The 20,157-nt window shown below is 54.5% G+C and carries 27 protein-coding genes; 13 read left to right on the forward strand and 14 right to left on the reverse strand.

Annotated features, from left to right (window positions below):
• Positions 1-321 precede the first annotated feature (321 nt).
• The 3 genes from K6958_RS05560 to K6958_RS05570 all read right to left on the reverse strand — a co-directional run bounded on the left by K6958_RS05560 (position 322) and on the right by K6958_RS05570 (position 1,263).
• Positions 322-558, reverse strand: coding sequence for a hypothetical protein (locus K6958_RS05560; protein ID WP_249893729.1), 237 nt, complete (start codon positions 556-558; stop codon positions 322-324).
• 146 nt (positions 559-704) lie between these two features.
• Positions 705-875 (reverse strand): hypothetical protein, encoded by a 171-nt coding sequence (locus K6958_RS05565; protein ID WP_249893730.1) that lies wholly within the window; start codon positions 873-875, stop codon positions 705-707.
• Positions 876-1,002: 127 nt separating this feature from the next.
• Positions 1,003-1,263 (reverse strand): hypothetical protein, encoded by a 261-nt coding sequence (locus K6958_RS05570; RefSeq protein WP_249893731.1) that lies wholly within the window; start codon positions 1,261-1,263, stop codon positions 1,003-1,005.
• Positions 1,264-1,445: 182 nt separating this feature from the next.
• Here K6958_RS05570 and K6958_RS05575 point away from each other — a divergent pair, with 182 nt between their 5' ends.
• On the forward strand, positions 1,446-1,640 hold the full coding sequence (locus K6958_RS05575) for a hypothetical protein (RefSeq protein WP_085067772.1): 195 nt from the start codon (positions 1,446-1,448) through the stop codon (positions 1,638-1,640).
• Positions 1,641-1,721: 81 nt separating this feature from the next.
• Here K6958_RS05575 and K6958_RS05580 read toward each other — a convergent pair whose 3' ends face one another.
• The 6 genes from K6958_RS05580 to K6958_RS05605 all read right to left on the reverse strand — a co-directional run bounded on the left by K6958_RS05580 (position 1,722) and on the right by K6958_RS05605 (position 7,487).
• A complete protein-coding gene (locus K6958_RS05580; protein ID WP_249893732.1) occupies positions 1,722-2,414 on the reverse strand; it encodes an ABC transporter ATP-binding protein in 693 nt (230 codons plus the stop codon).
• On the reverse strand, positions 2,407-3,246 hold the full coding sequence (locus tag K6958_RS05585; RefSeq protein ID WP_249893733.1) for an ABC transporter ATP-binding protein: 840 nt from the start codon (positions 3,244-3,246) through the stop codon (positions 2,407-2,409). Before K6958_RS05585 ends, K6958_RS05580 begins: the two co-directional genes overlap by 8 nt.
• Positions 3,236-4,093 carry an ABC transporter permease gene (locus tag K6958_RS05590; protein WP_249893734.1) on the reverse strand — a complete coding sequence of 286 codons (858 nt, stop codon included), beginning with the start codon at positions 4,091-4,093 and terminating at the stop codon, positions 3,236-3,238. Before K6958_RS05590 ends, K6958_RS05585 begins: the two co-directional genes overlap by 11 nt.
• Positions 4,090-5,142 (reverse strand): ABC transporter permease, encoded by a 1,053-nt coding sequence (locus tag K6958_RS05595; RefSeq protein WP_249893735.1) that lies wholly within the window; start codon positions 5,140-5,142, stop codon positions 4,090-4,092. The genes K6958_RS05590 and K6958_RS05595 overlap by 4 nt, the downstream gene beginning before the upstream one ends.
• Positions 5,142-6,710 carry an ABC transporter substrate-binding protein gene (locus K6958_RS05600; RefSeq protein WP_249893736.1) on the reverse strand — a complete coding sequence of 523 codons (1,569 nt, stop codon included), beginning with the start codon at positions 6,708-6,710 and terminating at the stop codon, positions 5,142-5,144. Before K6958_RS05600 ends, K6958_RS05595 begins: the two co-directional genes overlap by 1 nt.
• Positions 6,711-6,830: 120 nt before the next feature.
• Positions 6,831-7,487, reverse strand: a complete 657-nt coding sequence (locus tag K6958_RS05605; protein WP_249893737.1) for a CPBP family intramembrane glutamic endopeptidase — start codon at positions 7,485-7,487, stop codon at positions 6,831-6,833.
• A 217-nt stretch (positions 7,488-7,704) separates the two neighbouring features.
• Here K6958_RS05605 and K6958_RS05610 point away from each other — a divergent pair, with 217 nt between their 5' ends.
• The 3 genes from K6958_RS05610 to K6958_RS05620 all read left to right on the forward strand — a co-directional run bounded on the left by K6958_RS05610 (position 7,705) and on the right by K6958_RS05620 (position 11,673).
• On the forward strand, positions 7,705-10,320 hold the full coding sequence (locus tag K6958_RS05610; RefSeq protein WP_249893738.1) for a bifunctional diguanylate cyclase/phosphodiesterase: 2,616 nt from the start codon (positions 7,705-7,707) through the stop codon (positions 10,318-10,320).
• Between the two features lie 262 nt (positions 10,321-10,582).
• Positions 10,583-10,879 carry an I78 family peptidase inhibitor gene (locus K6958_RS05615; RefSeq protein WP_249893739.1) on the forward strand — a complete coding sequence of 99 codons (297 nt, stop codon included), beginning with the start codon at positions 10,583-10,585 and terminating at the stop codon, positions 10,877-10,879.
• A 251-nt stretch (positions 10,880-11,130) separates the two neighbouring features.
• A complete protein-coding gene (locus K6958_RS05620) occupies positions 11,131-11,673 on the forward strand; it encodes a GNAT family N-acetyltransferase (RefSeq protein ID WP_249893740.1) in 543 nt (180 codons plus the stop codon).
• A gap of 47 nt (positions 11,674-11,720) precedes the next feature.
• On the opposite strand, the gene K6958_RS05625 is transcribed toward K6958_RS05620, so the two are convergent.
• The gene (locus tag K6958_RS05625) at positions 11,721-11,975 is read right to left on the reverse strand and encodes a biofilm development regulator YmgB/AriR family protein (protein ID WP_249893741.1); all 255 of its coding nucleotides are present in this window, start codon (positions 11,973-11,975) and stop codon (positions 11,721-11,723) included.
• Between the two features lie 401 nt (positions 11,976-12,376).
• Here K6958_RS05625 and cspE point away from each other — a divergent pair, with 401 nt between their 5' ends.
• The gene (cspE, locus tag K6958_RS05630; RefSeq protein ID WP_085067762.1) at positions 12,377-12,589 is read left to right on the forward strand and encodes a transcription antiterminator/RNA stability regulator CspE; all 213 of its coding nucleotides are present in this window, start codon (positions 12,377-12,379) and stop codon (positions 12,587-12,589) included.
• A 196-nt stretch (positions 12,590-12,785) separates the two neighbouring features.
• Here cspE and K6958_RS05635 read toward each other — a convergent pair whose 3' ends face one another.
• Positions 12,786-12,959 carry a con-10 family general stress protein gene (locus K6958_RS05635; RefSeq protein WP_071883701.1) on the reverse strand — a complete coding sequence of 58 codons (174 nt, stop codon included), beginning with the start codon at positions 12,957-12,959 and terminating at the stop codon, positions 12,786-12,788.
• A gap of 330 nt (positions 12,960-13,289) precedes the next feature.
• A complete protein-coding gene (locus tag K6958_RS05640; RefSeq protein ID WP_249893742.1) occupies positions 13,290-13,466 on the reverse strand; it encodes a hypothetical protein in 177 nt (58 codons plus the stop codon).
• Positions 13,467-13,486: 20 nt separating this feature from the next.
• Here K6958_RS05640 and iraP point away from each other — a divergent pair, with 20 nt between their 5' ends.
• Entirely contained in the window at positions 13,487-13,741 is a 255-nt protein-coding gene (gene iraP, locus K6958_RS05645; RefSeq protein WP_249893743.1) for an anti-adapter protein IraP, read from the forward strand.
• A gap of 107 nt (positions 13,742-13,848) precedes the next feature.
• On the opposite strand, the gene proC is transcribed toward iraP, so the two are convergent.
• Positions 13,849-14,661, reverse strand: a complete 813-nt coding sequence (proC, locus tag K6958_RS05650) for a pyrroline-5-carboxylate reductase (RefSeq protein WP_249893744.1) — start codon at positions 14,659-14,661, stop codon at positions 13,849-13,851.
• Positions 14,662-14,766: 105 nt separating this feature from the next.
• On the opposite strand from proC, the gene K6958_RS05655 reads away from it, so the two are divergent.
• The 3 genes from K6958_RS05655 to K6958_RS05665 are packed head-to-tail and all read left to right on the forward strand — an operon-like array spanning position 14,767 to position 16,238.
• Positions 14,767-15,285 carry a hypothetical protein gene (locus K6958_RS05655; protein WP_249893745.1) on the forward strand — a complete coding sequence of 173 codons (519 nt, stop codon included), beginning with the start codon at positions 14,767-14,769 and terminating at the stop codon, positions 15,283-15,285.
• Between the two features lie 9 nt (positions 15,286-15,294).
• Positions 15,295-15,738 carry a DUF421 domain-containing protein gene (locus K6958_RS05660; RefSeq protein WP_249893746.1) on the forward strand — a complete coding sequence of 148 codons (444 nt, stop codon included), beginning with the start codon at positions 15,295-15,297 and terminating at the stop codon, positions 15,736-15,738.
• 11 nt (positions 15,739-15,749) lie between these two features.
• Positions 15,750-16,238, forward strand: a complete 489-nt coding sequence (locus tag K6958_RS05665) for a YaiI/YqxD family protein (protein WP_249893747.1) — start codon at positions 15,750-15,752, stop codon at positions 16,236-16,238.
• A gap of 102 nt (positions 16,239-16,340) precedes the next feature.
• Here the strand turns inward: K6958_RS05665 and K6958_RS05670 are convergent, their stop codons facing one another.
• Positions 16,341-17,072 carry a DUF2076 domain-containing protein gene (locus K6958_RS05670; RefSeq protein WP_249893748.1) on the reverse strand — a complete coding sequence of 244 codons (732 nt, stop codon included), beginning with the start codon at positions 17,070-17,072 and terminating at the stop codon, positions 16,341-16,343.
• Between the two features lie 262 nt (positions 17,073-17,334).
• Here K6958_RS05670 and aroL point away from each other — a divergent pair, with 262 nt between their 5' ends.
• The 4 genes from aroL (at position 17,335) to ppnP (ending at position 20,077) form a co-directional block, all read left to right on the forward strand.
• Entirely contained in the window at positions 17,335-17,859 is a 525-nt protein-coding gene (gene aroL, locus K6958_RS05675; protein ID WP_249893749.1) for a shikimate kinase AroL, read from the forward strand.
• A gap of 185 nt (positions 17,860-18,044) precedes the next feature.
• Positions 18,045-18,236 (forward strand): YaiA family protein, encoded by a 192-nt coding sequence (locus K6958_RS05680; RefSeq protein ID WP_085067755.1) that lies wholly within the window; start codon positions 18,045-18,047, stop codon positions 18,234-18,236.
• 800 nt (positions 18,237-19,036) lie between these two features.
• Positions 19,037-19,714: an AroM family protein gene (locus K6958_RS05685; RefSeq protein ID WP_249893750.1), complete on the forward strand. Its 678-nt coding sequence runs from the start codon at positions 19,037-19,039 to the stop codon at positions 19,712-19,714.
• 78 nt (positions 19,715-19,792) lie between these two features.
• The gene (ppnP, locus tag K6958_RS05690; RefSeq protein WP_249893751.1) at positions 19,793-20,077 is read left to right on the forward strand and encodes a pyrimidine/purine nucleoside phosphorylase; all 285 of its coding nucleotides are present in this window, start codon (positions 19,793-19,795) and stop codon (positions 20,075-20,077) included.
• The last annotated feature ends 80 nt before the right edge of the window (positions 20,078-20,157 follow it).

The following is a 20,157-nucleotide window of genomic DNA, read 5'->3' on the forward strand; positions in this document are numbered from 1 at the left end:
GACGGGTTAACTACAGTAATAAAGCTTATCGATATGTTTGCCTGTGTCGGAGCGTAGAAAAAGAGGAGGCTGCTGAAATAGCAGATAAAAAAGGCTAAAGAGAAGACTGTTTACGTTTTCTTAACGCCATAATAGTTAAGTTTGTGTTATATTACCGGCGCACTGCTGGTGATGTGGCATTGTGCGCTTCAGTTTGCCATTCTCCGATGGCTTTCCCCTGTGTGGTATGGAAACACGTTCCCGACGCGTATTTACGGTCGGGCTTTTCATCAGTTACAGGGGAAGCTTATGACATTATGCGTAACGGACAGATTCATTACTTCAGGCCGCTTCGGGCCAGTGCAGACGGCGAGCCGGACGATTACCGGAACCGGGAACGCGCCAGGCTTTGGCGGGATCGCCCGCCACAAACTCCAGCGTAGGTGAGAAATAGAACGGCAGCCAGCCGCCGTAACCGCTTTCCCATTCCCAGCGCACCGGACAGGGCCAGAGAATACCATCTTCCAGAATGTAATAAATCCATCGTCCGCTGGGACGACGGGGTTTACGATTTTTCATGGGATTCACAACGATGTTGGTAAGTGCGATAACAGCTCATATTTTGACCCTTTTGCTGCCGGATAGCAATCTGCGATCCGGCGTTAAAGGCCACTTTTACGTTATCTTACCTGCCACCTTTAGGCGCACAGACAGCGCCTGGGACATTAACGATGAACTTCACCACAAAGCAGCACCGCATTCGGACGGCGTTGGTGGATACGTGCGGCCATATGTTCGCAGGCGGCGCGAGTAGGGTAAATATGTTCGGTAACCGGCAGAGCATCACAGGCGTCATGACCACAGGCGCTAACTAACAGCACAAATCCAATCAACATTCTCAGCTCCTTTTGCGCGCCCGGCGTCGGGTTCTTTTTCTTCCGTCATTAAGTATAGCTGATAAGGCTGTTTACGATTTGTTTACCTGAGCTAAGCCTGGTACTGACGTTACGCTAAACAGAAACGTTAAGCATTATCTGAGGTAAGCGCAGTCTTATTGTTCTGCGTTTCAATAATAATTTCCGGCTGGCAGGCTTCGTCTGCTTTTACCCGACGAAATTCGGCCTGTCCCTGATAAACATAAATACAGGCGCGCCCCTGAGTGCCGCCGTCCTGCTCCTGAGAAAGCGAAACGGTCACGGTTTCTGCCTGTACGGCAGGGACCAGCCATGCCAGTCCAGAGAACAGGCAACCGGCCAGGGCGGTGGTTATCAACGTCTGTTTCATAGGGCTACCCGAATTTTTAGCGGTCTGAGATCATCGTGTGAGGCATACAGAGCGCATTATTGACGTTGGCAAAAATAAAAACAGAGAGATTTATCTGATTCGGCGTTATTTGCCGGCGCGGTTTTTTTTCGGCGTTTAGGCTAAACTCTGCCATTTCCACCCTTAATGACAGGAACGTTTTTATGTCGAATGAAATTGCTCATCCTTCCAGCAGTCCGAAACAGGCTGCGCTGCAACTGGTGATTGAACTGGTGCGCGCCGGTAAGCTAAGCCCGCTGCAGGGCGATGCCAGCAATATGATCTCTATTTATGAGCAGTTCAAAACGCATTTCGAATCTGATAAGAAGAAAGACGCCTCAGATTCTGCGATTTCCTGATAGCCATTAAGACGCAGGCTTTGCAGGCTTTGCAGGCTGCAGGAGGCGCTTCCCGCGCCGTTTCAGGCGCGGGAAGCGTGTTCAGGGAGAAGGTTGCGTCGCGGCACGGGTGGCGACAATGCGGCCTTCCGCCATCTGTACCGCGCGATCGCACATATGATCGATCACATCCGGATCGTGGCTAACCAGCACCATGGTTAATCCATCCTGCTGTTTGAGCTGATTAAGCAGGTTAAGGATTTCCGCTTGCACTGACATATCCAGCGCGGAAGTCGGTTCATCTAACAATAGCACTTTCGGTTTTAACAGCAGCGCGCGCACGATGGCGACACGCTGACGTTGCCCGCCGGAAAGCTGATGCGGATAGCGATCGGCCAGCGCCGGATCCAGCCCAACGTGACGAAAACCCGCGTCGATGCGATCGTTAATATTCTCCTGCTTCAGCAGCCTTAACGGTTCGGCCAGCGTGCGGCGCAGCCGATGACGCGGATGCAATGAAGCATAGGGATCCTGGAAAACCATCTGTACCTCGCGCCGCAGGTCGCCGGTAAAGGGTTTGCCCGGCAGCGCCCGATGCCCGGCCAGCTGCATCTCTCCCTGCCAATGCGGATTCAGCCCCGCCATCACCCACAGTAGCGATGACTTGCCGCAGCCGGAAGGCCCGACCAACCCAAAGCATTCTCCCGCGTTTACCGTCAGCGAAACATCATGCACCACGGTGCGCAGATCGTAACCCTGGCGATGCGCTACGCTAAGCTGCTGCAAGTTAATCATGGGTCATCTCCTTTTCCAGCGCGCGGCGATCCAGTACCGGCAATGGCTGACCATGCGTGGCTTTGCTGGGACGGCACGACCAGAGCGTGCGCGTATAAGGATGGGTGGCGCGCGGCAGTTCGGCGGCGGGCAGACTATCCAGCAGCTGGCCTTTATACATCACCATCACCCGTTCACAATGTTCTGACACCTGTTGCAGATCGTGGCTGATCAACAACAATCCCATATTGCGTTCTTCCACCAGTCGACGGATCAGCGCCAGCACCTGATCGCGCATGGCATGATCCAGCGCCGAGGTCGGCTCATCGGCGATCAAAAATTGCGGATCGGCGATCAGCGCGATCGCCAGCATCACGCGCTGTCCCATGCCGCCGGAGAGCTGATGCGGATAACGCGTCATCAGCTGAGCCGGCTGCGGCAGGCCCACCGCCGCCAGCATTTCCATAACCTTTTCCCGTCGCTCAGCGCGGCTTAGACGATGATGTAATTTCAGCGGCTCCTCTACCTGCCAGCCGATAGTGCGCGTGGGGTTGAGGGCATATTTAGGATCCTGCATCACCATAGCCAGTTCGCTGCCGCGCAGCTGGCTCCAGCGTTTTTCATTCAGCGTTAAAGCATCCCGACCCGCTACCTGCAGCTGACGCGCCTGCAGATGCAGGCCTGGCGCCAGCAGCCCCATCAGCGAGCGTGCCGTCAGGGATTTACCTGAGCCGGATTCGCCCACCAGCGCCATGCGCTCGCGGCCCAGGGTAAAACTGACCTGCTTTACCAGCGGCGTAGCGCCGCTGTGAATCGTCAGATTGTCGGCGATAATTAAAGGTTCAGTTGCCATGGCGGGTATCCAGTCGGTCACGCAGGCCGTCGCCTGTCAGGTTAAAGGCCAGGCTGGCGAATAAAATGGCGCCGCCCGGCGCGGCCGCCACCCACCACTGATCGAAAATGACTTTACTGCCTTCCGCTACCATCGATCCCCATTCGGCGGTGGGCGGCTGTACGCCCATACCGAGAAAGCCGAGACCGGCGGCGGAGAGAATGATACCGCCAAGGCTAAGGGCGGCGCGCACCACGGCGCTGGGCAGACAGAGCGGCAGAATATGACCAAACATCAGGCGCAGGCCGGTAATACCCTGCATCCGTGCGGCGGCGAGATAATCGCTGCGCCGCAGCGCCAGCGTCTCCGCGCGCGCCTGGCGCGCAAACGGCGGCCAGCTGGTTAATGCCAGCGCCAGCGCGCCGTTAAGCAGGCCGGGGCCGAGGATCGAAACCAGCGCCAGCGCAATCACCAGGTTAGGCAGCGAAAGAAAAATATCGGTAATACGCATCAACACGCGCTCGGTCCAGCCGCCGAGATAGCCCGCGACGATGCCGATCAACAGCCCGACCGGAATGGTCAGCACCAAAATCAGCGATACCAGCAGCAGCGTCGGGCGGGCGCCATAAATTACCCGCGACAGCAGGTCACGGCCAAAGCCGTCGGTGCCGAACCAGTGGGCGGCAGAAGGCGGCAGCAAACGGGCGGAGATGGTTTGCGCATTGGGATCGAACGGCGCCAGCAGCGGCGCCAACAGCGCGGTCAGCACCAGTATTGCCACCAGCGTGACGCCAATTGCCAGCGTCGTCAGCCGACGGCGGCGCGGTGCCGGCGCGACGATTTCCGCATCGGATAAGTGTTGTGTCATCGGGTTCTCGGATCGGTTAACCAGGTCAGCGCATCAATCAGCGCATTCAGCAGCACAAAGCAGCTACCGATCAGCAGCGTTGCGCCAAGTATGGCGGGCACATCGGAGCCAAACAGGGCAGTGGTCAGATAGCGGCCCACGCCGGGCCAGGCGAACACCGTTTCCGTTAATACCGAGCCCTCCAGCAGCGTGGCGTAGGAAAGTCCCAGTACGGTAATCAGCGTGCCGCGCACGTTAGGAAAGATATGGCACAGCAGAATCCGCCCGCGGCTGGCGCCTTTCGCGCGCGCCAGCGTGACATACTCTTTACTGTTCTCTTCCAGCAGGGCAGCGCGCAGCAGGCGGGTAATGCCCGCCATCGACAGCATTCCCAGCACCACCACCGGCAGCCATAAATGCGCAATGGCGTTGCGGAACATCTCTCTGTCGCCCGAGAGCCAGCTATCAATCAGCACAAAGCCGGTTTTCGGCTCCAGCGTATAGACCCAGATATCATCCAGCCGACCCGGCCCGGCGGACCAGTGCAGCACCGCATAAAACAGCAGCAGCCCGAGCAGCCCGAGCCAGAAAACCGGTACCGAATAGCCCAGCAGTGAAATCAGGCGCGCCAGATTGTCCAGCAGGCTGCCTGGTTTCCAGGCCGCCAGCAGCGCCAGCGTAATGCCGAACAGCGCGCCGAATAACATTGCGCAGGTAGCCAGCTCTAACGTCGCGGGAAAGGTGCGCGCCAGATCGCTGGCGACCGGCTGGCTGGTGATATTGGACATCCCCAGTTCGCCGTGCGCAAGGTGTTGCAGATAGCGCCAGAACTGCACCGGCAGCGGCTTATCCAGGCCTAAATCGTGGCGCACCTGCTGATAGGTAGATTCGCTGGCGTGATCGCCCGCCACCTGCAATACCGGATCGACCGGCGACAAATGGGAGAGCATAAAGGTAAAGGCCAGCAGGCCCAGCAGCGTGACCAGCAGAGAGAGCAGGCCGGTGACCAGACGCCGGCCGCCGCGCCAGAATTGCCGGGCAAGCCCGGCCTGTGTTGCGCTGGTAGCCATTACTTACTGACCTGGCTGTAGTAAACCATATCGGGGTTAATACCCTGCACATAGCCCTTCAGATTATCGCGTACGGCGATCAGGTTACGCGCCTGTAAGCCGACCACATAAGGCGAGTTTTTCATTACTTCGCGCTGCATCGCCTGATAAAGCGCTACGCGCTTCGCCGGATCGCTTTCCGCCGTGGCGGCCAGCGTTTGCTTACTCAGTTCGGGAATATGCCAGTTAGAACGCCACGCCAGCGTTTTGCTGCCATCTTCCGGGTTATAGGCGAAAGCGGCGGCGTTGGTATTCGGATCGAAGTAATCCGCGCCCCAGGCGTTCAAGGTGGCTTCATATTTGTGCAGTTTGACATTGGTAGCGACTTCCGTGCTTAGCCCGGGGATCAGCTCCACCTTAATGCCGCCTTTGGCAAAGCTGGCCTGCAGCGCCTGGGCAATATCCAGATAGGGCGGCTGGTTGCTGACCGCCAGCTTAAAGCTGACGTTGGTCAGCCCGGCTTGGGCTAAAATCGCCTTCGCTTTTTCCGGATCGTACTGATACGGCGTTTCGTTCAGCGCGCCCGGAAAGCCTTGCGGCAGGAACGACTGATGCACCTGGAACTGACCTTTTAGCAGATCGTCGGCGATGCCGTGATAGTCAAACAGATAGCGCGCGGCCTGCCACAGCGCCGGATTTTTCAACGCAGGCTGCGCATCGATATTGAACTGCATGTAGTAGAGCGATGCCATCGGGATCGCCAGCGGCCGCACGCCCGGCTTGTTTTTCAGCGCGGAAATCTGATCGACGCCGAGGTTACGCGCAATATCCGCATCGCCCTGTTCCAACAGCAGACGACGGGTTGCCGCCTCCGGAACGTTTTTAATCAGGATATTTTTCAGCTTCGGCGCATCGCCCGGCGAGCGAGGATTGGCGGTCAACAGCACTACTTCATGCGGTACAAAGCGGCGAATCTGGAAGGGACCGCTACCGGCGGAGTGGGTAGCCAGCCACTTATTACCCAGATCGTTATTTATCTGATTAGCCAGCACGGTTTTGGCGTCCACAATCGAGGAGACCGGCGCAGCCAGCAGGCTCAGCACATAGGTAGGGCTGACATTGGCCTGCCAGCTGATCTGCACGTGGCGCTCGTCGATTTTTTTCAGCTGGCTATCCACATTTTCTTTAGTCCAGCCGAGCTGGGTAAGAATGAAAGAGGGATCGAGGTTCAGCTTCACCACGCGCGCCAGGGAAAACATCACATCTTCCGGGCGCACCGGATTGCCGGAGGCAAAGGTCGCGCCGTCGCGCAGCGTGACGATCAGGCTGCGGTTATCTTTGCCCGCTTCCCAGTGGCTGGCCAGAGTCGGCTTCAGCTCGTTAGGATTCTGCGGATCGGACTGCAGTAGACGTTGATAAAGGTTGGTAAAAGCCTGCACGGAAGTCAGTTCAAAGCCTTCGGCCGGATCGAAGCTGCTGGCGTCATCAATGGACTGGGCGATCACCAGCGTATCGGGAGGTGTCGCCGCACTGGCGGCAAAGCTGGCGCTCAGGGCCAGCGTCAGAACTGCGGGAGCAAAAATTTTCATGACGTTCCTTACCGTTTTTTCGCGAGTGTAAGGGAACTGCCTGACAGGCCGATAGTAGATTATTCGCTATGTTTAGCAGAAAAAGTTATAAGCGCGTTAATTTGGTTATAAAACCGGGTTTCATGATTGTAGTACAAACCAGATCGAAGGCAGCAGGGCGATCAGATTATTAAGCATATGCAGCAATACCGGCAGGAGCAAACCGTTGGCCCGCAGGCGCGCGTAGCAAAGCAGAACCGAAAACAGCGTCAGCACCGCCAGGGTTTGCCAGTGAATATATTGTGTATGCATCATGGCAAACAGCAGCGAGGTTAGCAGAATACAGGCAAAGCGGCTGCGCGGCGCCCACAGCAAAAATGCCTGCAGCAAAAAGCCGCGAAACAGAATCTCTTCAAAAATCGGCGCCAGCAGCACGGCGGAAAGCAGCAGGATGCCCAGCGAAAAGGACGTTTGCTGCGCCTGCTCCTCCAGCCAGCGTTCGGGCTGTAAAAAATGCGTTTGCGCCACCATCAGGGCCAGCAACAGCAGCATAAACAGCAGCGTTGATTTCGGCTGCAGCCTACCCAGCGGAATATCACTGCGGCGCGTTTGGTAAAAACGATACAGTGGCCACAGCACAGCGAATTCAAACAGGCAAAGCACCGGTATCAGCAATCCTTTTTGTTGCAGCTCGCCGTAGTTGGGAAACCAGGTGATCGCCAGAGTAATCAGGTAATAAAGGGCAAAACTGCCGAGGTAAAACAGCGTCAGAAAGACTCTGTCATGTTGGCTTTTCATAGGCGGCTTAGGCAAAAGGGGAAGGAGGCGAGTGTAACAACCGGCCGGATCGCTGTCGAGACGCCCGGTGCCGCGCGTATTTTTGCTAAATAGTCGTCAGTACGGGCCGATAAGGGGTGTAAGCGTAAAAAAAGCAGGAGCATACGCCGCGCTGCGTCCGTCGCTGCGTAAACAATAGCGGAGGTTGCACAGACGCACTATTACCGGGGTTTCGTTGATGAATTTACCTTCTTTAGTACCTTTTAAACTTCGCCCGGCGGAAACGCCCGCGACACTCTTTACGCGTCGAACGTTGCTGGTGCTGGGCGGCATGCTTGCCGCCGTATTATTAACTACCGCCGTGCTCATTATTGCCATCGCTATACGGCAGAACAGTACCGCACTGGCGCAGGAAAAATTTCTGCTGCGCAACGCCTGGCAAGACCGCCAACAGTCGATCCTGACCGATATTCGCGATTACGCCTTTTGGGGCGAGGCCTGGAATCATCTGCATCTGCAAGTAGATAAAGAATGGGCCTTTATCGAGCAGAATTTCGGCCCGGGTTTATACAGCGAATACCATTATGAAGGGGTATTCGTAGTGGATGGTAAAGGGCGAACGCGTTATGCGGTAGTTAATGGTCGGCTCTCTGAGATGCCGGTGGAGACCTGGCTGGGCAAGCAGAGCAGCCAGATCATCGTGCAGCAGGCACGCGCTTTTATCAGCGACGAAAACGCGTTGGTGAAAAATACGCGTGTTGGCGGCTCGCCGGCGATTGTTGCCGCCGCGCCGATTACCACCGGCAAAGTTCCCGGGCTGAAAACTATCGAAGGGCCGCCCTCAGTGATGATTTTCGTCGATCGTTATACGCCGAATAAGCTGCTGGAGCTGGGTAACAGCATCGGCATCAGTAATATGCACCTCGCTGACGGGCCGCAGACTTCGGCGGCCGGGCTGACGCTGGCGATAGAGCAGGGCGAGCCGGTGCAGATCAACTGGGACAGCAGCGAACCGGGGCATAGACTGTTAATTATTACCGTACCGCTGTTGGCGCTAACCATGCTGATGCTGGGAATAATTTCCCGGCGGGTTATTCATCATGCGATGCATAACGCCCGGCTTTCCGACTGGCGCTTTGAGCAGCTTTGCCAGAGCCAGCGCGAACTCAGCGCCAGCGAGGCGCGCTTTCGCGATGTGGCGGAAGCGTCTTCTGACTGGATTTGGGAAACCGATGCGCGCGGCGTCCTGACCTATCTCTCTTCACGATTTACGGCTGTCACCGGCTATGACGTGGCGATCCAGCTCGGTAAGCCGATCGATTGCCTGTTGGTCAGCAGCAGCCAGCCCGTTTCGGCATGGATGCAAAAGCAAAATAACGGCAGCGATCGGCGTACGTTGCGCTGTCATTATCATTCGGCACGGGGCGAGGAGCGGATCTGCAGCCTGGTGGCGAAGCCGATAGAGATTCAGGGGGTAAAAGTCGGCTTTCGCGGCACCGTCTCGGATATCACGCTGGAAGTGGAGGCCCAGGCGCGTATCCAGTATCTCTCGCAGCACGATACGCTGACCGGCTTGCCGAACCGCCACCGCATGAATGAATTTTTGAGCGGGAAGCTGCAGGCGCGGCCTACCGTAGCGCAGCCGCTGGTAATGCTCAGTCTCGATCTCGATCACTTTAAGCCGATCAACGATCTCTATGGCCATGCCGCCGGCGATCAGGTATTAAACGAAGTTTCGCAGCGGTTACGCGTTTGTCTTGGCGAGGAGGACTTGCTGTCGCGGCAGGGCGGCGACGAGTTTATTTTGCTGCTGAGCGGGCTAACCAGCCGCGAAGAGATTGAAACGCGCTGCCGTTGCCTGATGGATGAAATTCGCAAACCCTTTAACGTTGCGGACCAGGTGGTGCATATCGGCGCTTCGGTCGGCATCGCGCGGGCGCCGCAGGATGCGCTGCAGCCGGAAGAGCTGCTCAGAATGGCGGATATTGCGCTCTATCAGTCGAAAGATTTAGGCCGCAACCGTTGGATCTTCTATTCGCCGGAGATGTCCGAGCAACTGGTGCAGCGACGTGAAATGGAGCGCGCGCTGAGCCTGGCCGTAATCCGCGACGAGCTGCGTCTGTTTTATCAGCCGCGCTATTCGCTGCACAGCGGCAGAATGGATGGCGCGGAGGCGCTGTTGCGCTGGCAGCCGTCGCCGCCAGCGCTGGTCATGCCCGATAACTTTATTCCACTGGCGGAAGAGACCGGGTTGATTATCCCCATTAGCGACTGGGTGCTGCAGCGCGCCTGTCACGATGCGCTGGGCTGGCCGAAACCGTTTTACGTCTCGGTAAACATTTCGCCGGTTGAGTTTTGCCGGGGCGATTTAGCCGAGCGGGTCGCCACCATTCTGCGGCTGACCGGGTTGCCTGCTGAGCGCCTTGAACTGGAAATTACTGAAAACGTCACGCTGGAAAAGCCGGATAAGGTCTTGCTGATTATGCAACAGCTAAAGGCGCTGGGGGTACGCTTAACGGTGGATGATTTCGGATCGGGCTACGCCTCATTAGGTTACCTGAAAACCTTCCCGTTTGATGGCCTGAAGATGGATCGTTCCTATCTGAAAGATTTCCCGCATTCGCAGCAGGCGCACTCTATCGTTAACGGAATTATCGGTTTGGGCAAAGCCTTTTCGTTGGTGATTACCGCCGAAGGGATCGAAAACGCGGAACAGTTTGCAGAGCTACAGGCAATTGCCTGTGATGAAGGGCAGGGCTATTACCTTGGTCGGCCCATGCCCGCTGCGGATTTTGCGCGCTTGCTGGAAAGCGCTGCGTCGCAGCAAGGCAATGAAACGGGTCAGCCAGGCTGACCCGTCAGGCGCTTAACGAACGCGGATGGCCACGCAGGTCATCAGCACCGCAAAGCCGATAAAGACAACCAGTTCCATACGGCACCTCCTAAGAATAATCTTAGGAAATTATACGGATAGGGTGGGCGAATTTTGCACAATCCGTGCCATTTATATGATTTGGATCACACTTTTCCAGTGCTATGCCTTTCTTCTGATGCCAGTCGATCTGTTAGGCTTTAAGGTCAATCACTGAGCGAATAAGCCAAAGAGGAGAGCTACGGTGAAATTTTATGGTAAGAGCGCACTGCTTATCGCGCTTTTTACGCTGGCGGCCTGTCAGCATGGACAAACCAGGGATGATAGCGCGGCAGTAAGCGATCCTGACGCCGATCGCTGCGGCGCATCCGCTTATCAAAATTATGTGGGTCAGCCCTTATCGGCGTTGAGTAAGCTGCATTTTGAACATCCGGTGCGAGCGATTCCTTATCACTCGGCGGTAACCATGGATTTCAATCTTAATCGGCTGAATTTCCTTGGCGATAAAGATAACGTGATTACCCGCGTTTATTGCGGTTAGCGTTGCGTACGGGGGAATCATCGTAAAAAGTTTATCTTGTCGCTGTCACGCTGCTGTCATCATTAGTCGTCAGGATACAGAACGATCTCCCCGTCATATAACACTGCAATGCTCGTCTTATTTTATCCCGCCGCGTGCGGGATTTTTTTGCCTCCTGTTTGCTGCAGGATGCAGCACACGCACGATCGGCTACGCTTGAAAAAAACAGTGCGCAACGACCGAGCAAGGTTGACGATAGCGGGAGCAGGGAAATGCAACAGAAACAGATAGAGGTGATCGAGGCCACGGCCAGTTTGCTACAGGCGCTACAGGCGCTGGATTATCGCTTTACCGTTACCCAGGAGCTGGAGGCGGCGTTCGATCGTCCGGTGCGTGATGGTCTTTATGCCGTTGCGCCAAGAGAAAAAAATTACTTTAACAATCCGCAGCAGTTTAGCGCCTTGCTGAACAACCGCGACGGCGCAATCTATGCGGCGCGGGTAGAGCAACAGCCCGCCGGTTATCTGGCGGTAAGCCGCAACTGGAATGGCCTGGCACTGATAGAGGATATCGCCGTTGACGGCGCGTTTCGGCGCTGCGGCTGCGGCGTTGCGCTATTGCAGCGCGCTATCAGCTGGGCGCGTGAACAACAGCTGGCTGGCGTGACGCTGGAAACGCAAAATACCAACGTGGCCGCCTGCCTGCTGTATGAAAAGATGGGTTTTGAACTGGGCGGCATCGATCGTCAGCTCTATCGGGCGCTGCACGCGCATCCGGCGGAAACTGCCCTCTACTGGTATCTGTGGTTTTCCTGATCGCATCGCTGCCCTGCGCCGGAGATTTACCGGCGCACCGATAGCGGCTAAGGTACTTCAGCGCTGCCGCTCATTAGCTGCGCCAGCACGTTGCGATAGCTTTGCAGCACGCTTTCATCTTTTTCCAAATCGAGCTTTTTGATCACACTGGAAATCAACGCTTTATCGGTTGTGGGTTGGCCAGCCTGCATCAGTTCCGTCATGATAATTGCCAATAGCTCCGCTTCTTTAGGCGCGTGCCATGCCGGACTGTTAAAATAGTCGGTTATTTCCCGGCCAGCGCTGGTGGATTGTGTTCGCATTATCAACCTCCAAAAACGCAGCGTCGTTCCGCCATGAAGCGGATCGATTGATTATTAACAGGACAAGCATGCCTGGGTCAGGCAAATCACGAAGCGTGCCGCCAACAAAATAGCGTGGCTATTTTTTAAACATAGAAGGACGCGCAAGAAATGTCAGTAACAACCTGAAATATTTTTAGCATTAAGTAAAATCCTGCTTGCATTGGCTTCGCTATTATGAGTAAATGCACCGTCGGTTTGTTAAACAGAACCGGGTATGCGAGCAGTTTTAGTAAAGCAGTCTGCAGTGTAAGAGTTATCTCTGATATCCCTTCTTCAGTATCGCCTTCCTGAGTGCCTCATAACATCTGTACACAAACCTGTTGCCCTCAGGGCGTTAATATCGAATGAAGGAAAGACAAATGTCTGCAAAACTGACTGGTTTAGTAAAATGGTTCAACGCTGAGAAAGGTTTCGGCTTTATTTCTCCGGCTGACGGCAGCAAAGACGTGTTTGTACACTTCTCTGCTATCCAGAACCAGGGTTTCAAAACTCTGGAAGAAGGTCAGAGCGTAGAGTTCACCATTGAAAACGGTCCGAAAGGCCCGGCTGCTGCTAACGTAAACGTACGCTAAGCTGCCAGAATTCAAAAAACCCGCCTTTATGGCGGGTTTTTTATTGCCTTTTCCCTGCCTCTGCAACTGACGTGCCGCTTAATGACCGATGCTGGCGGTAAATAACAGGCAAAGATAACCCCGGAACAGCACCGCTGCCCCAGGGCTTGATAGCTTACTGCATTACCACAGTAGACGTTGTGGCAATGAAAACGGATCAGGACTTACGGCCGCCATGGCTGTTTTGTCCGCCTTTTTTACCCGCTTCGGAGGCCTTTTCGCGATCGTTTTTGAAGTTACCGCCGCTCTGCTGACCGCCTTTTTTACCGGCTTCAGACGCTTTTTCTCGGTCTTCTGCGAAATTGCCTGAACCACCACGATGTTCTGCCATAATCGTCTCCTGATTACTTTTCCAGTTTTGGTAAGCATCTTAGAATATGTATTATTACTCAATTAATGCATATTCTGCGTTGTGACGATATGAATTGTAGATGGCTGAATTAATATTGCCAGTGTACGCGCTTTGCGGTTTCGCTTATTTAAATTATTGTTTTTATTTATTTTTAAATAAGCGATGGAGGCCTGTCTAGATATAACCTTCTGAAGGTAAAGAAAATAAAAAATAGCCAGATAAAGTTTTTTCTTATGACTCCAGGATGAATCTTAACCTTACAGAAAGCTAATTCGTTGCGCTTGTTTTATCCAAAAAAGAGGCCCAGTATTATAACGCTGCGCTTGTTTTAGCAAAGATATGTGCAGCGAAGAAATTAATAATAATGCTGTAGCTAAATAAAATGATGGGAATGGCCATTTCTGTGGTTTTGTTATATAAATAATTAAAAATATCAGCAACATCTGCTGTTATTTTGTTAACTGTAGTGATAGTGTCTGCGTTCACATTGTTACCGGGATAAAGTGATGAAACAGCTCATTGCAGAACTACTGGTTAAGCTGGCGGAAAAAGAAGCAGAGTCTAAAGAGCTGGTTGCCCAGGTTGAAGCGCTGGAAATTGTAGTAACCGCGCTGCTGCGTAAACTGGGTGACGAACAGCGTCAGGAGCTGAACGATGGGATCGGCGAGGCGTTAAGAACCGCTTCTGACGGTGCCAGCGCTGAGGATGCCTCTCTGCTGTATGGCTATATCGACAAGCTGCTTAATCATCCCCGCTATTGATAGTAAAACAGCCACATCGCGGCCTGCGATGTGGCTGGATTCTCTGCCGCAGCGGTACGACGGCATTCCGCCTGTTGCGGGCAAGGCTCACTGCTTGCTGCGTTTTCCTACCCTTTGCTTAATGCTTCCGAACGCGCCATGCAGGCTTGCATAGCGGCAATGACCGCCGAGCGCAGGCCTTTTTCTTCCAGCACTTTAACCGCCTCGATGGTAGTGCCGCCCGGGGAACAAACCATATCCTTCAGTTCGCCCGGATGTTTACCGGTTTGCAACACCATCTGCGCCGCGCCTTTGACCGCCTGCGCGGCAAACTCATAGGCCTGAGCTCGTGGCATACCGCCCAACACTGCCGCATCCGCCATTGCCTCGATAAACATAAAGACATAAGCAGGCGCAGAGCCGCTCACCCCAACCACCGCATGGATCAGATATTCTGGCACCACGGCGGCTTTACCGAAGCTGTTAAAAATCGCTAATACTTCTTCAGTTTCTTCCGGCGTGACCAACGGGTTCGGCGTAACGGACGTCATGCCTTCGTTAACCAGCGCAGGCGTATTAGGCATCACGCGCACGATTTTGCGATCGTGTCCCAGCGCCATCGCCAGGGCATCCAGCGTAACGCCGGCGGCGATAGAAACCACCAGCGTCTCTTTATTCAGCGCGCCGGCGACTTCCTTAAGCACTTTCAGAATCACGTTAGGTTTTACCGCGCCGAACAGAATATCCGCTTCGCGCGCCACTTCTTCGGCGCTCTGTGCCGGCGTAACGCCGTATTGCTGCGCCATCTGCTGGTTGGTTTCGCTTTTATGGTCATAAACCCAAATCTTCGCCGCATCCACCTGGCCACCCGCAATCAGTCCGCCAATAATCGCTTTGGACATATTCCCGCAGCCAATAAAGCCTATTTTTTTCTCCAGCATGGTTTTTCCTTCTGCGTAGCCATTTTCAGTTTTGCAACAGCTTACGTCATTCTGCCGCTTTATCCAGCTTCAGCTACACTCCAGAGAGTGAACCAGGAGAAGAAAATGGAAAATTTTCAGCAAGATGAAAATAAAGAACGCCACTATCCGGTGCGGGAAAACATGCGCTGGCAGCGAATTGAATGGCGCATTCAGCGGCTGGGTTATCTACTGCTGCTGGCAATCGTTATCAGCGGAGCCTGCGGCCTGTTCTCAAAAGGTTTTCTTAGCGACCGGGATATCATTTCGTCAAATGGTCAGCTCCGGGTGGAATATGAGCGCTTTGCGCGTCAGCAGAGCGATATGGCAATGACCATCCGCCTGGCTCCGCTACGCGATAGCCTGTATCGCATCACTATCAGCGGCAGCGGCATTGATAATTTCCAGTTGCAAAGCGTTCAACCGCAGCCGCTGCGCGCGGAAAGCCACGATCGTTCTCTGACGCTGTGGTATCAGACGCAAAGCCTTAATCACGGCGCTTCGATCTGGCTTGGCGGCCAGCCGCAGTCACCGGGAAAATATACCTTTGTCGTTAACGACAGCGCAGGGGAGCAGGTGCAATTCACACAGTGGGTTTATCCATAGGGGAAAGGTATGGAAACGGTATTACGCGCGATAAGTATGTATTTTATATTAATGGTGGTGTTAAAAATTGCCGGACGCCGTACGTTGCTGGAAATGACCACTTTTGACTTTATCCTGCTGCTGATTATCAGCGAGGCAACCCAGCAGGCGCTGTTGGGGAATGATTTTTCGGTCACCGGCGCCGCGCTAACGATTATTACGCTGATCGTGATGGATATTCTGTTGGGGGTGTTTAAAGGTTGGTTTCCTCGTCTGGAGTTGCTGATTGACGGGGCGTCGCTGATCCTGGTGGAAGATGGCAAGCTGTTAACCCACCGCGCTAAAAAATCGGGCATTACCCTGGAAGATATTCTGGCCTCAGCGCGCAGTACCCAGGGACTGGAGCGGCTCGATCAGATAAAGTTTGCCATTCTGGAGAAGAACGGCAAAATCAGCATTATTCCTCAATCCTGACAGGAAAGCCGATGCCAATTTGGGTGGATGCCGATGCGTGTCCAAAAGTCATAAAAGAGGTGCTTTATCGCGCCGCAGATCGCAGCCAGACCGAGCTAATTCTGGTAGCTAACCAGCCGCTTAGCGTACCGCCTTCGCGTTTTATTCGTACGCTGCGCGTCGCGGCTGGTTTTGACGTGGCGGATAATGAAATTGTACAGCGCGTAAGCCACGAGGATTTGGTGATTACCGCTGATATACCGCTGGCGGCAGAAGTACTGGCGAAAGGCGCGGCGGCGCTCAATCCGCGCGGCGAACGCTACAGCGAGGCCACCATTCGTGAACGTCTGACGATGCGAGATTTTATGGACACTCTGCGCGCCAGCGGCGTGCAGACCGGCGGCCCGGCGACGCTAAATCAGCGCGACCGGCAGCAATTTGCGGCAGAGCTGGATAAATGGCTGCTGCAACAGCGCCGTCAACGTGAACAGCATAAACCGGCGCCTGACGCCGCCGAATAAATTCCTTCATTAAAAAACGCCGGTGGGTTGCGGCCCCCGGCGTTGCTGACTACCTGATGGCGAGCGCTATGTGTTGCCCGCCCGCCCGCCTGGCGTAGCGACTCAGATAAAGCTGTCGTCGTCGTTAAAATCGTCATTGCCGAAATCATCGCCGCCGAAACCGGCATTATCATCCTGCTGCCAGCTGGCATCCTGTAAGAACGCCCGATCGTCAACATTATTAAAGGTGTCCAGACTGGTATCCAGCGGCTGGGGATCGGACAGGGCTGGCTCGTTAATAATATTCACGATCTCTTCCGGCTGGGAATGATGGAACATGCTGGTCAGCATATCCGCCATGACCACGCCACCGGCTACGCCAACCGCCGTTTGCAGCGCGCCGCCGAGGAAACCGCTGCCGCCGCGTGCGGCGCCGTAGGGTTGCTGCGCATAGGGCTGCTGTGGGGTGTTATAAGGTTGTGGTGCGTAAGGCTGCTGCTGCGGAGCGCTATTCCATACCGGCTGTTGAGGCGCAGAGTGACGCTGCCCGCCGCCGAACAGACTGGAAAGAAAGCCGCCGCTATTCTGGCGTGCCGGCTGCTGCTGCGCCTGGGCAAGCTGCTGCTGCGCCTGCGCCAGCTGATTTTCCAGCTCGCTCACCTGCGCGCTCAGTTTTTTCATTGCGGCTTCCTGAATCAGGATCGCCTGTGCCATATAATAGGGCGCCGCAGGCTGCTGACGCAGCTGCTGCTCAATCAGGCGTTCTGCCGCCGCATCGCGCGGGGCTGACTGGCTCTCAGCCTGTTTGAGCCGGCTAAACAGACTCTCGATTAAACGTTGTTCTTCGCTCTGCATAAAAACCCCCTTAAACTAGCGTATCTGTTTATTTTGGTCGCTATAAGGCGAAAGTAAATTGGCACTGCGTAAGTAAATATTGCCGAGCCACACGGGCGTTGCATTGTTGAGCAAGGCGCCAGCAAATGGTTAATTTCCTTTCCGCAGCGTAAAAACAACGTTACAGCTGGCCCAGCATATTTTTTCTCGGTATGATGCCCGCCATGCATAATTTGATGGCCAACTGCGGCGGAACGCAGTAATGGCGGAGGGACAGCCTGTCATGTCGTTACCCCTTTTTCTGATCGGCGCACGCGGTTGCGGTAAAACCACGGTGGGTGAGTCACTGGCGCAGGCGCTGGGCTATGCTTTTTGCGATACCGACCATTATCTGCAGCACAGCACGGGAAAAACGGTAGCGGAGATTGTTGCCGCCGAGGGCTGGGAAGGATTTCGTCAGCGGGAAACTGAGGCGTTGATCGCCGTTACCGCGCCGGAAACCATTATCGCTACCGGTGGCGGTATGGTGCTGGCGGAAACCAATCGCCGCTTTATGCAGGAGCGGGGCCAGGTTATCTGGCTACAGGCCAGCGCCACGGTGCTGGCGGCTCGGCTGGCCGAATATCCGCAAACCTCGCAGCGGCCTACGTTAACCGGCCGTTCTATTACTGAAGAGATGGCTGAGGTTCTGGATGAGCGCGCCAGCCTTTATCAGCAAACGGCGCATCATGTGATTGACGCCATGCAGCCGCCTGAACAAGTGGTTATGCAGATCCTGAACGCCTTATCGTTGGCGAACGCCAGCTAAAGCTACGTCTCGTCAGCGGGGCTGAAGGTGATTAACCCGTCTGTTTTTGTTACCTTTCTTTTCCATTTGCCTGGCGCCCCGGCATGAGTGTCTATACTTACTGTTACGCGCGCAAAAGCGAACATTCTCGGCAGCAAAAGGCCGGAGAGTAGCGGAAAACACTTTCACCATAAGAGGGAAGAAAAATGCCGACAAGACCACCCTATCCACGTGAAGCCCGGGTTGTTCAGGTTGATAAAGGCGCTGCAGGACAAGGCGTAACGCGCTACGAACTACGCGCCGACCACCCGAAACCCAACTCGCTAATCAGTGAGCATGAAAGCGAACAGGAAGCGCTGGATGCGAAAGAACGTTACGAAAACAGCGATAAAGAGTAATCCGATCGGGCAGGGATGCCTTGAAATTTTTGCCAGACTCATTTGCGATAAATAAGACGGTTGTTTAATCAAAACGGTTAATTATTTTCTTCGCTTTATTATTATTTCCCGAGGTTTTTTGCCAACGACATCGTTGGGTTAAGCAATATTTCCCTCAGCCACACCTTCAATTGCTGGCATATAGGTTTTTCTTAAAATATCGCTGACGCCTTGACTCTGGCAGAGTGATATTTTATTTTCCGCCGCTGCATTCATCACTCCTGATGCTATTCACCTCTTAGCGCCGTTAAGGCCCGGCTGTACCGATGCGATAAAACGCCACCGTGCCAGGGCTGACGCGTAGCGAGATACGCTCAGCAAAAGAGCCGCTCGTCGACTCGGCAGACAATATATCCCTGACCAGGCGTGGAGGAGGAAATAAACGCATTTTCAGCGTCTCATCGCCGGATTCGTGGGTAGTTTTTAATCAATAGTTATGCCAGGATAAAATTCATGCGTTCACTGTACCATTGGCAGAGTAATCTTTTATTAATTTACTAATACGGCAGTTAATAAGCCTGACTAAAATCAAATATTAAGGTAATACCGTTACAGTGGCGATAATTTATATCGATAGTAAGGTTATATAACCTTTATAAAAAAGCGGTTTTTAAGCGGGTGGAAATAATTAAAATCAGCCACAGAAATATTGTCAAGGCCCGTGTTATGTCAGCGACCGCTAAAAAGAACGCAATATCCTGGTTTCGGAGGCGCTGGCCTGCGATCGGCCCGGCAATTTACTCGTACTGAAAGAAGTAAACATGACACAAACACTGGTAATACTCACCATCGCGCGCACATTGGGTTACGATATCATGCCGTTGCTGCGGGAATATTTGCCTGAAGAGCAACTAACGTTTATCAATCTGCTGGAAGGTCTCTCTCACGCGGAGATCGGCGAGAAATATGCCCCGCGCCATGGCGAGAAGGCGCAGGTTGTACGGTTAGCGGATGGTACGCAGATGTCGCTTGCTATCAGCCAGGTAGAACGTGGGCTGCAGCGGCTTATCGATCAGTTGGAAACGCGCGGCGTAGAAAATATCCTGTTGCTGGGCTGCGCAGAGTTGGTTGGGCTGCAAGCCCGCAGCGCGCTGCTGCTGGAACCCGATCGCCTGATCCCGCCGCTGATCAACGCAATGGTTGGCCACCACCAGGCCGGCATTATCGTTTCGGCGGATGAACTGCTGCGTCAACAGGCCGGAAAATGGCGCGATCTGCACCAGCCCGCCTGTTTTGCCTTCGCCGATCCTGCCGACAGTGATAATCAGGCGTTACTGGATGCCGGGCTGCTGCTGCTGGAGCAGGGCGCAGATGTGATCGTGCTGGATAGTCCCGGCTTTCACTCGCGTCACGGCGATTTTTTGCAACAGCTGTTGGGCATTCCGGTGCTGCTCTCCTGGCGGCCGCTGGTGAAAATGGCTGCTGAGCTGCTGGCATAATCCACAATTTCAGGTGACAAAACACGCATTTAGCCCCTACACTGCCGATTCATCTATTGTGGTTTCGGGGGACGATGCATGCTGAACGTAAGCGAGTACTTTGAGGGAAAAGTAAAGTCGATCGGTTTTACCAGTGCCAGCACCGGACGCGCCAGCGTTGGGGTGATGGCGGAGGGTGAGTATGCCTTCGGAACCGGTCAGCCAGAGGAGATGACGGTAGTCAGCGGCGCGTTAAACGTGCTGTTGCCCGGCGAAACTGAATGGAAGATCTATGAAGCGGGCAGCGTATTCCACGTTCCTGGCCATAGCGAATTTCATTTGCAGGTTGCGGAGCCGACATCCTACCTGTGTCGTTATCTGTAACGGCTAATGTGCGCCGCCAGCGGCGCACATTAAACCAAACCCACGCGGGAAACCCAGCCTGGTTCCCCGCGCCGCAGCGC

Origin of the sequence: Mixta hanseatica (assembly GCF_023517775.1) — a bacterium.
Classification (GTDB): Bacteria; Pseudomonadota; Gammaproteobacteria; order Enterobacterales; family Enterobacteriaceae; genus Mixta; species Mixta hanseatica.

Bases quoted from the DNA above. Each gene is read 5' to 3' on its own strand.
- K6958_RS05560 (WP_249893729.1), bottom strand. From the start codon at position 558: ATGAAAAATCGTAAACCCCGTCGTCCCAGCGGACGATGGATTTATTAC.
- K6958_RS05565 (WP_249893730.1), bottom strand. From the start codon at position 875: ATGTTGATTGGATTTGTGCTGTTAGTTAGCGCCTGTGGTCATGACGCC.
- K6958_RS05570 (WP_249893731.1), bottom strand. From the start codon at position 1,263: ATGAAACAGACGTTGATAACCACCGCCCTGGCCGGTTGCCTGTTCTCT.
- K6958_RS05575 (WP_085067772.1), top strand. From the start codon at position 1,446: ATGTCGAATGAAATTGCTCATCCTTCCAGCAGTCCGAAACAGGCTGCG.
- K6958_RS05580 (WP_249893732.1), bottom strand. From the start codon at position 2,414: ATGATTAACTTGCAGCAGCTTAGCGTAGCGCATCGCCAGGGTTACGAT.
- K6958_RS05585 (WP_249893733.1), bottom strand. From the start codon at position 3,246: ATGGCAACTGAACCTTTAATTATCGCCGACAATCTGACGATTCACAGC.
- K6958_RS05590 (WP_249893734.1), bottom strand. From the start codon at position 4,093: ATGACACAACACTTATCCGATGCGGAAATCGTCGCGCCGGCACCGCGC.
- K6958_RS05595 (WP_249893735.1), bottom strand. From the start codon at position 5,142: ATGGCTACCAGCGCAACACAGGCCGGGCTTGCCCGGCAATTCTGGCGC.
- K6958_RS05600 (WP_249893736.1), bottom strand. From the start codon at position 6,710: ATGAAAATTTTTGCTCCCGCAGTTCTGACGCTGGCCCTGAGCGCCAGC.
- K6958_RS05605 (WP_249893737.1), bottom strand. From the start codon at position 7,487: ATGAAAAGCCAACATGACAGAGTCTTTCTGACGCTGTTTTACCTCGGC.
- K6958_RS05610 (WP_249893738.1), top strand. From the start codon at position 7,705: ATGAATTTACCTTCTTTAGTACCTTTTAAACTTCGCCCGGCGGAAACG.
- K6958_RS05620 (WP_249893740.1), top strand. From the start codon at position 11,131: ATGCAACAGAAACAGATAGAGGTGATCGAGGCCACGGCCAGTTTGCTA.
- K6958_RS05625 (WP_249893741.1), bottom strand. From the start codon at position 11,975: ATGCGAACACAATCCACCAGCGCTGGCCGGGAAATAACCGACTATTTT.
- cspE (WP_085067762.1), top strand. From the start codon at position 12,377: ATGTCTGCAAAACTGACTGGTTTAGTAAAATGGTTCAACGCTGAGAAA.
- K6958_RS05635 (WP_071883701.1), bottom strand. From the start codon at position 12,959: ATGGCAGAACATCGTGGTGGTTCAGGCAATTTCGCAGAAGACCGAGAA.
- iraP (WP_249893743.1), top strand. From the start codon at position 13,487: ATGAAACAGCTCATTGCAGAACTACTGGTTAAGCTGGCGGAAAAAGAA.
- proC (WP_249893744.1), bottom strand. From the start codon at position 14,661: ATGCTGGAGAAAAAAATAGGCTTTATTGGCTGCGGGAATATGTCCAAA.
- K6958_RS05655 (WP_249893745.1), top strand. From the start codon at position 14,767: ATGGAAAATTTTCAGCAAGATGAAAATAAAGAACGCCACTATCCGGTG.
- K6958_RS05660 (WP_249893746.1), top strand. From the start codon at position 15,295: ATGGAAACGGTATTACGCGCGATAAGTATGTATTTTATATTAATGGTG.
- K6958_RS05665 (WP_249893747.1), top strand. From the start codon at position 15,750: ATGCCAATTTGGGTGGATGCCGATGCGTGTCCAAAAGTCATAAAAGAG.
- K6958_RS05670 (WP_249893748.1), bottom strand. From the start codon at position 17,072: ATGCAGAGCGAAGAACAACGTTTAATCGAGAGTCTGTTTAGCCGGCTC.
- aroL (WP_249893749.1), top strand. From the start codon at position 17,335: ATGTCGTTACCCCTTTTTCTGATCGGCGCACGCGGTTGCGGTAAAACC.
- K6958_RS05680 (WP_085067755.1), top strand. From the start codon at position 18,045: ATGCCGACAAGACCACCCTATCCACGTGAAGCCCGGGTTGTTCAGGTT.
- K6958_RS05685 (WP_249893750.1), top strand. From the start codon at position 19,037: ATGACACAAACACTGGTAATACTCACCATCGCGCGCACATTGGGTTAC.
- ppnP (WP_249893751.1), top strand. From the start codon at position 19,793: ATGCTGAACGTAAGCGAGTACTTTGAGGGAAAAGTAAAGTCGATCGGT.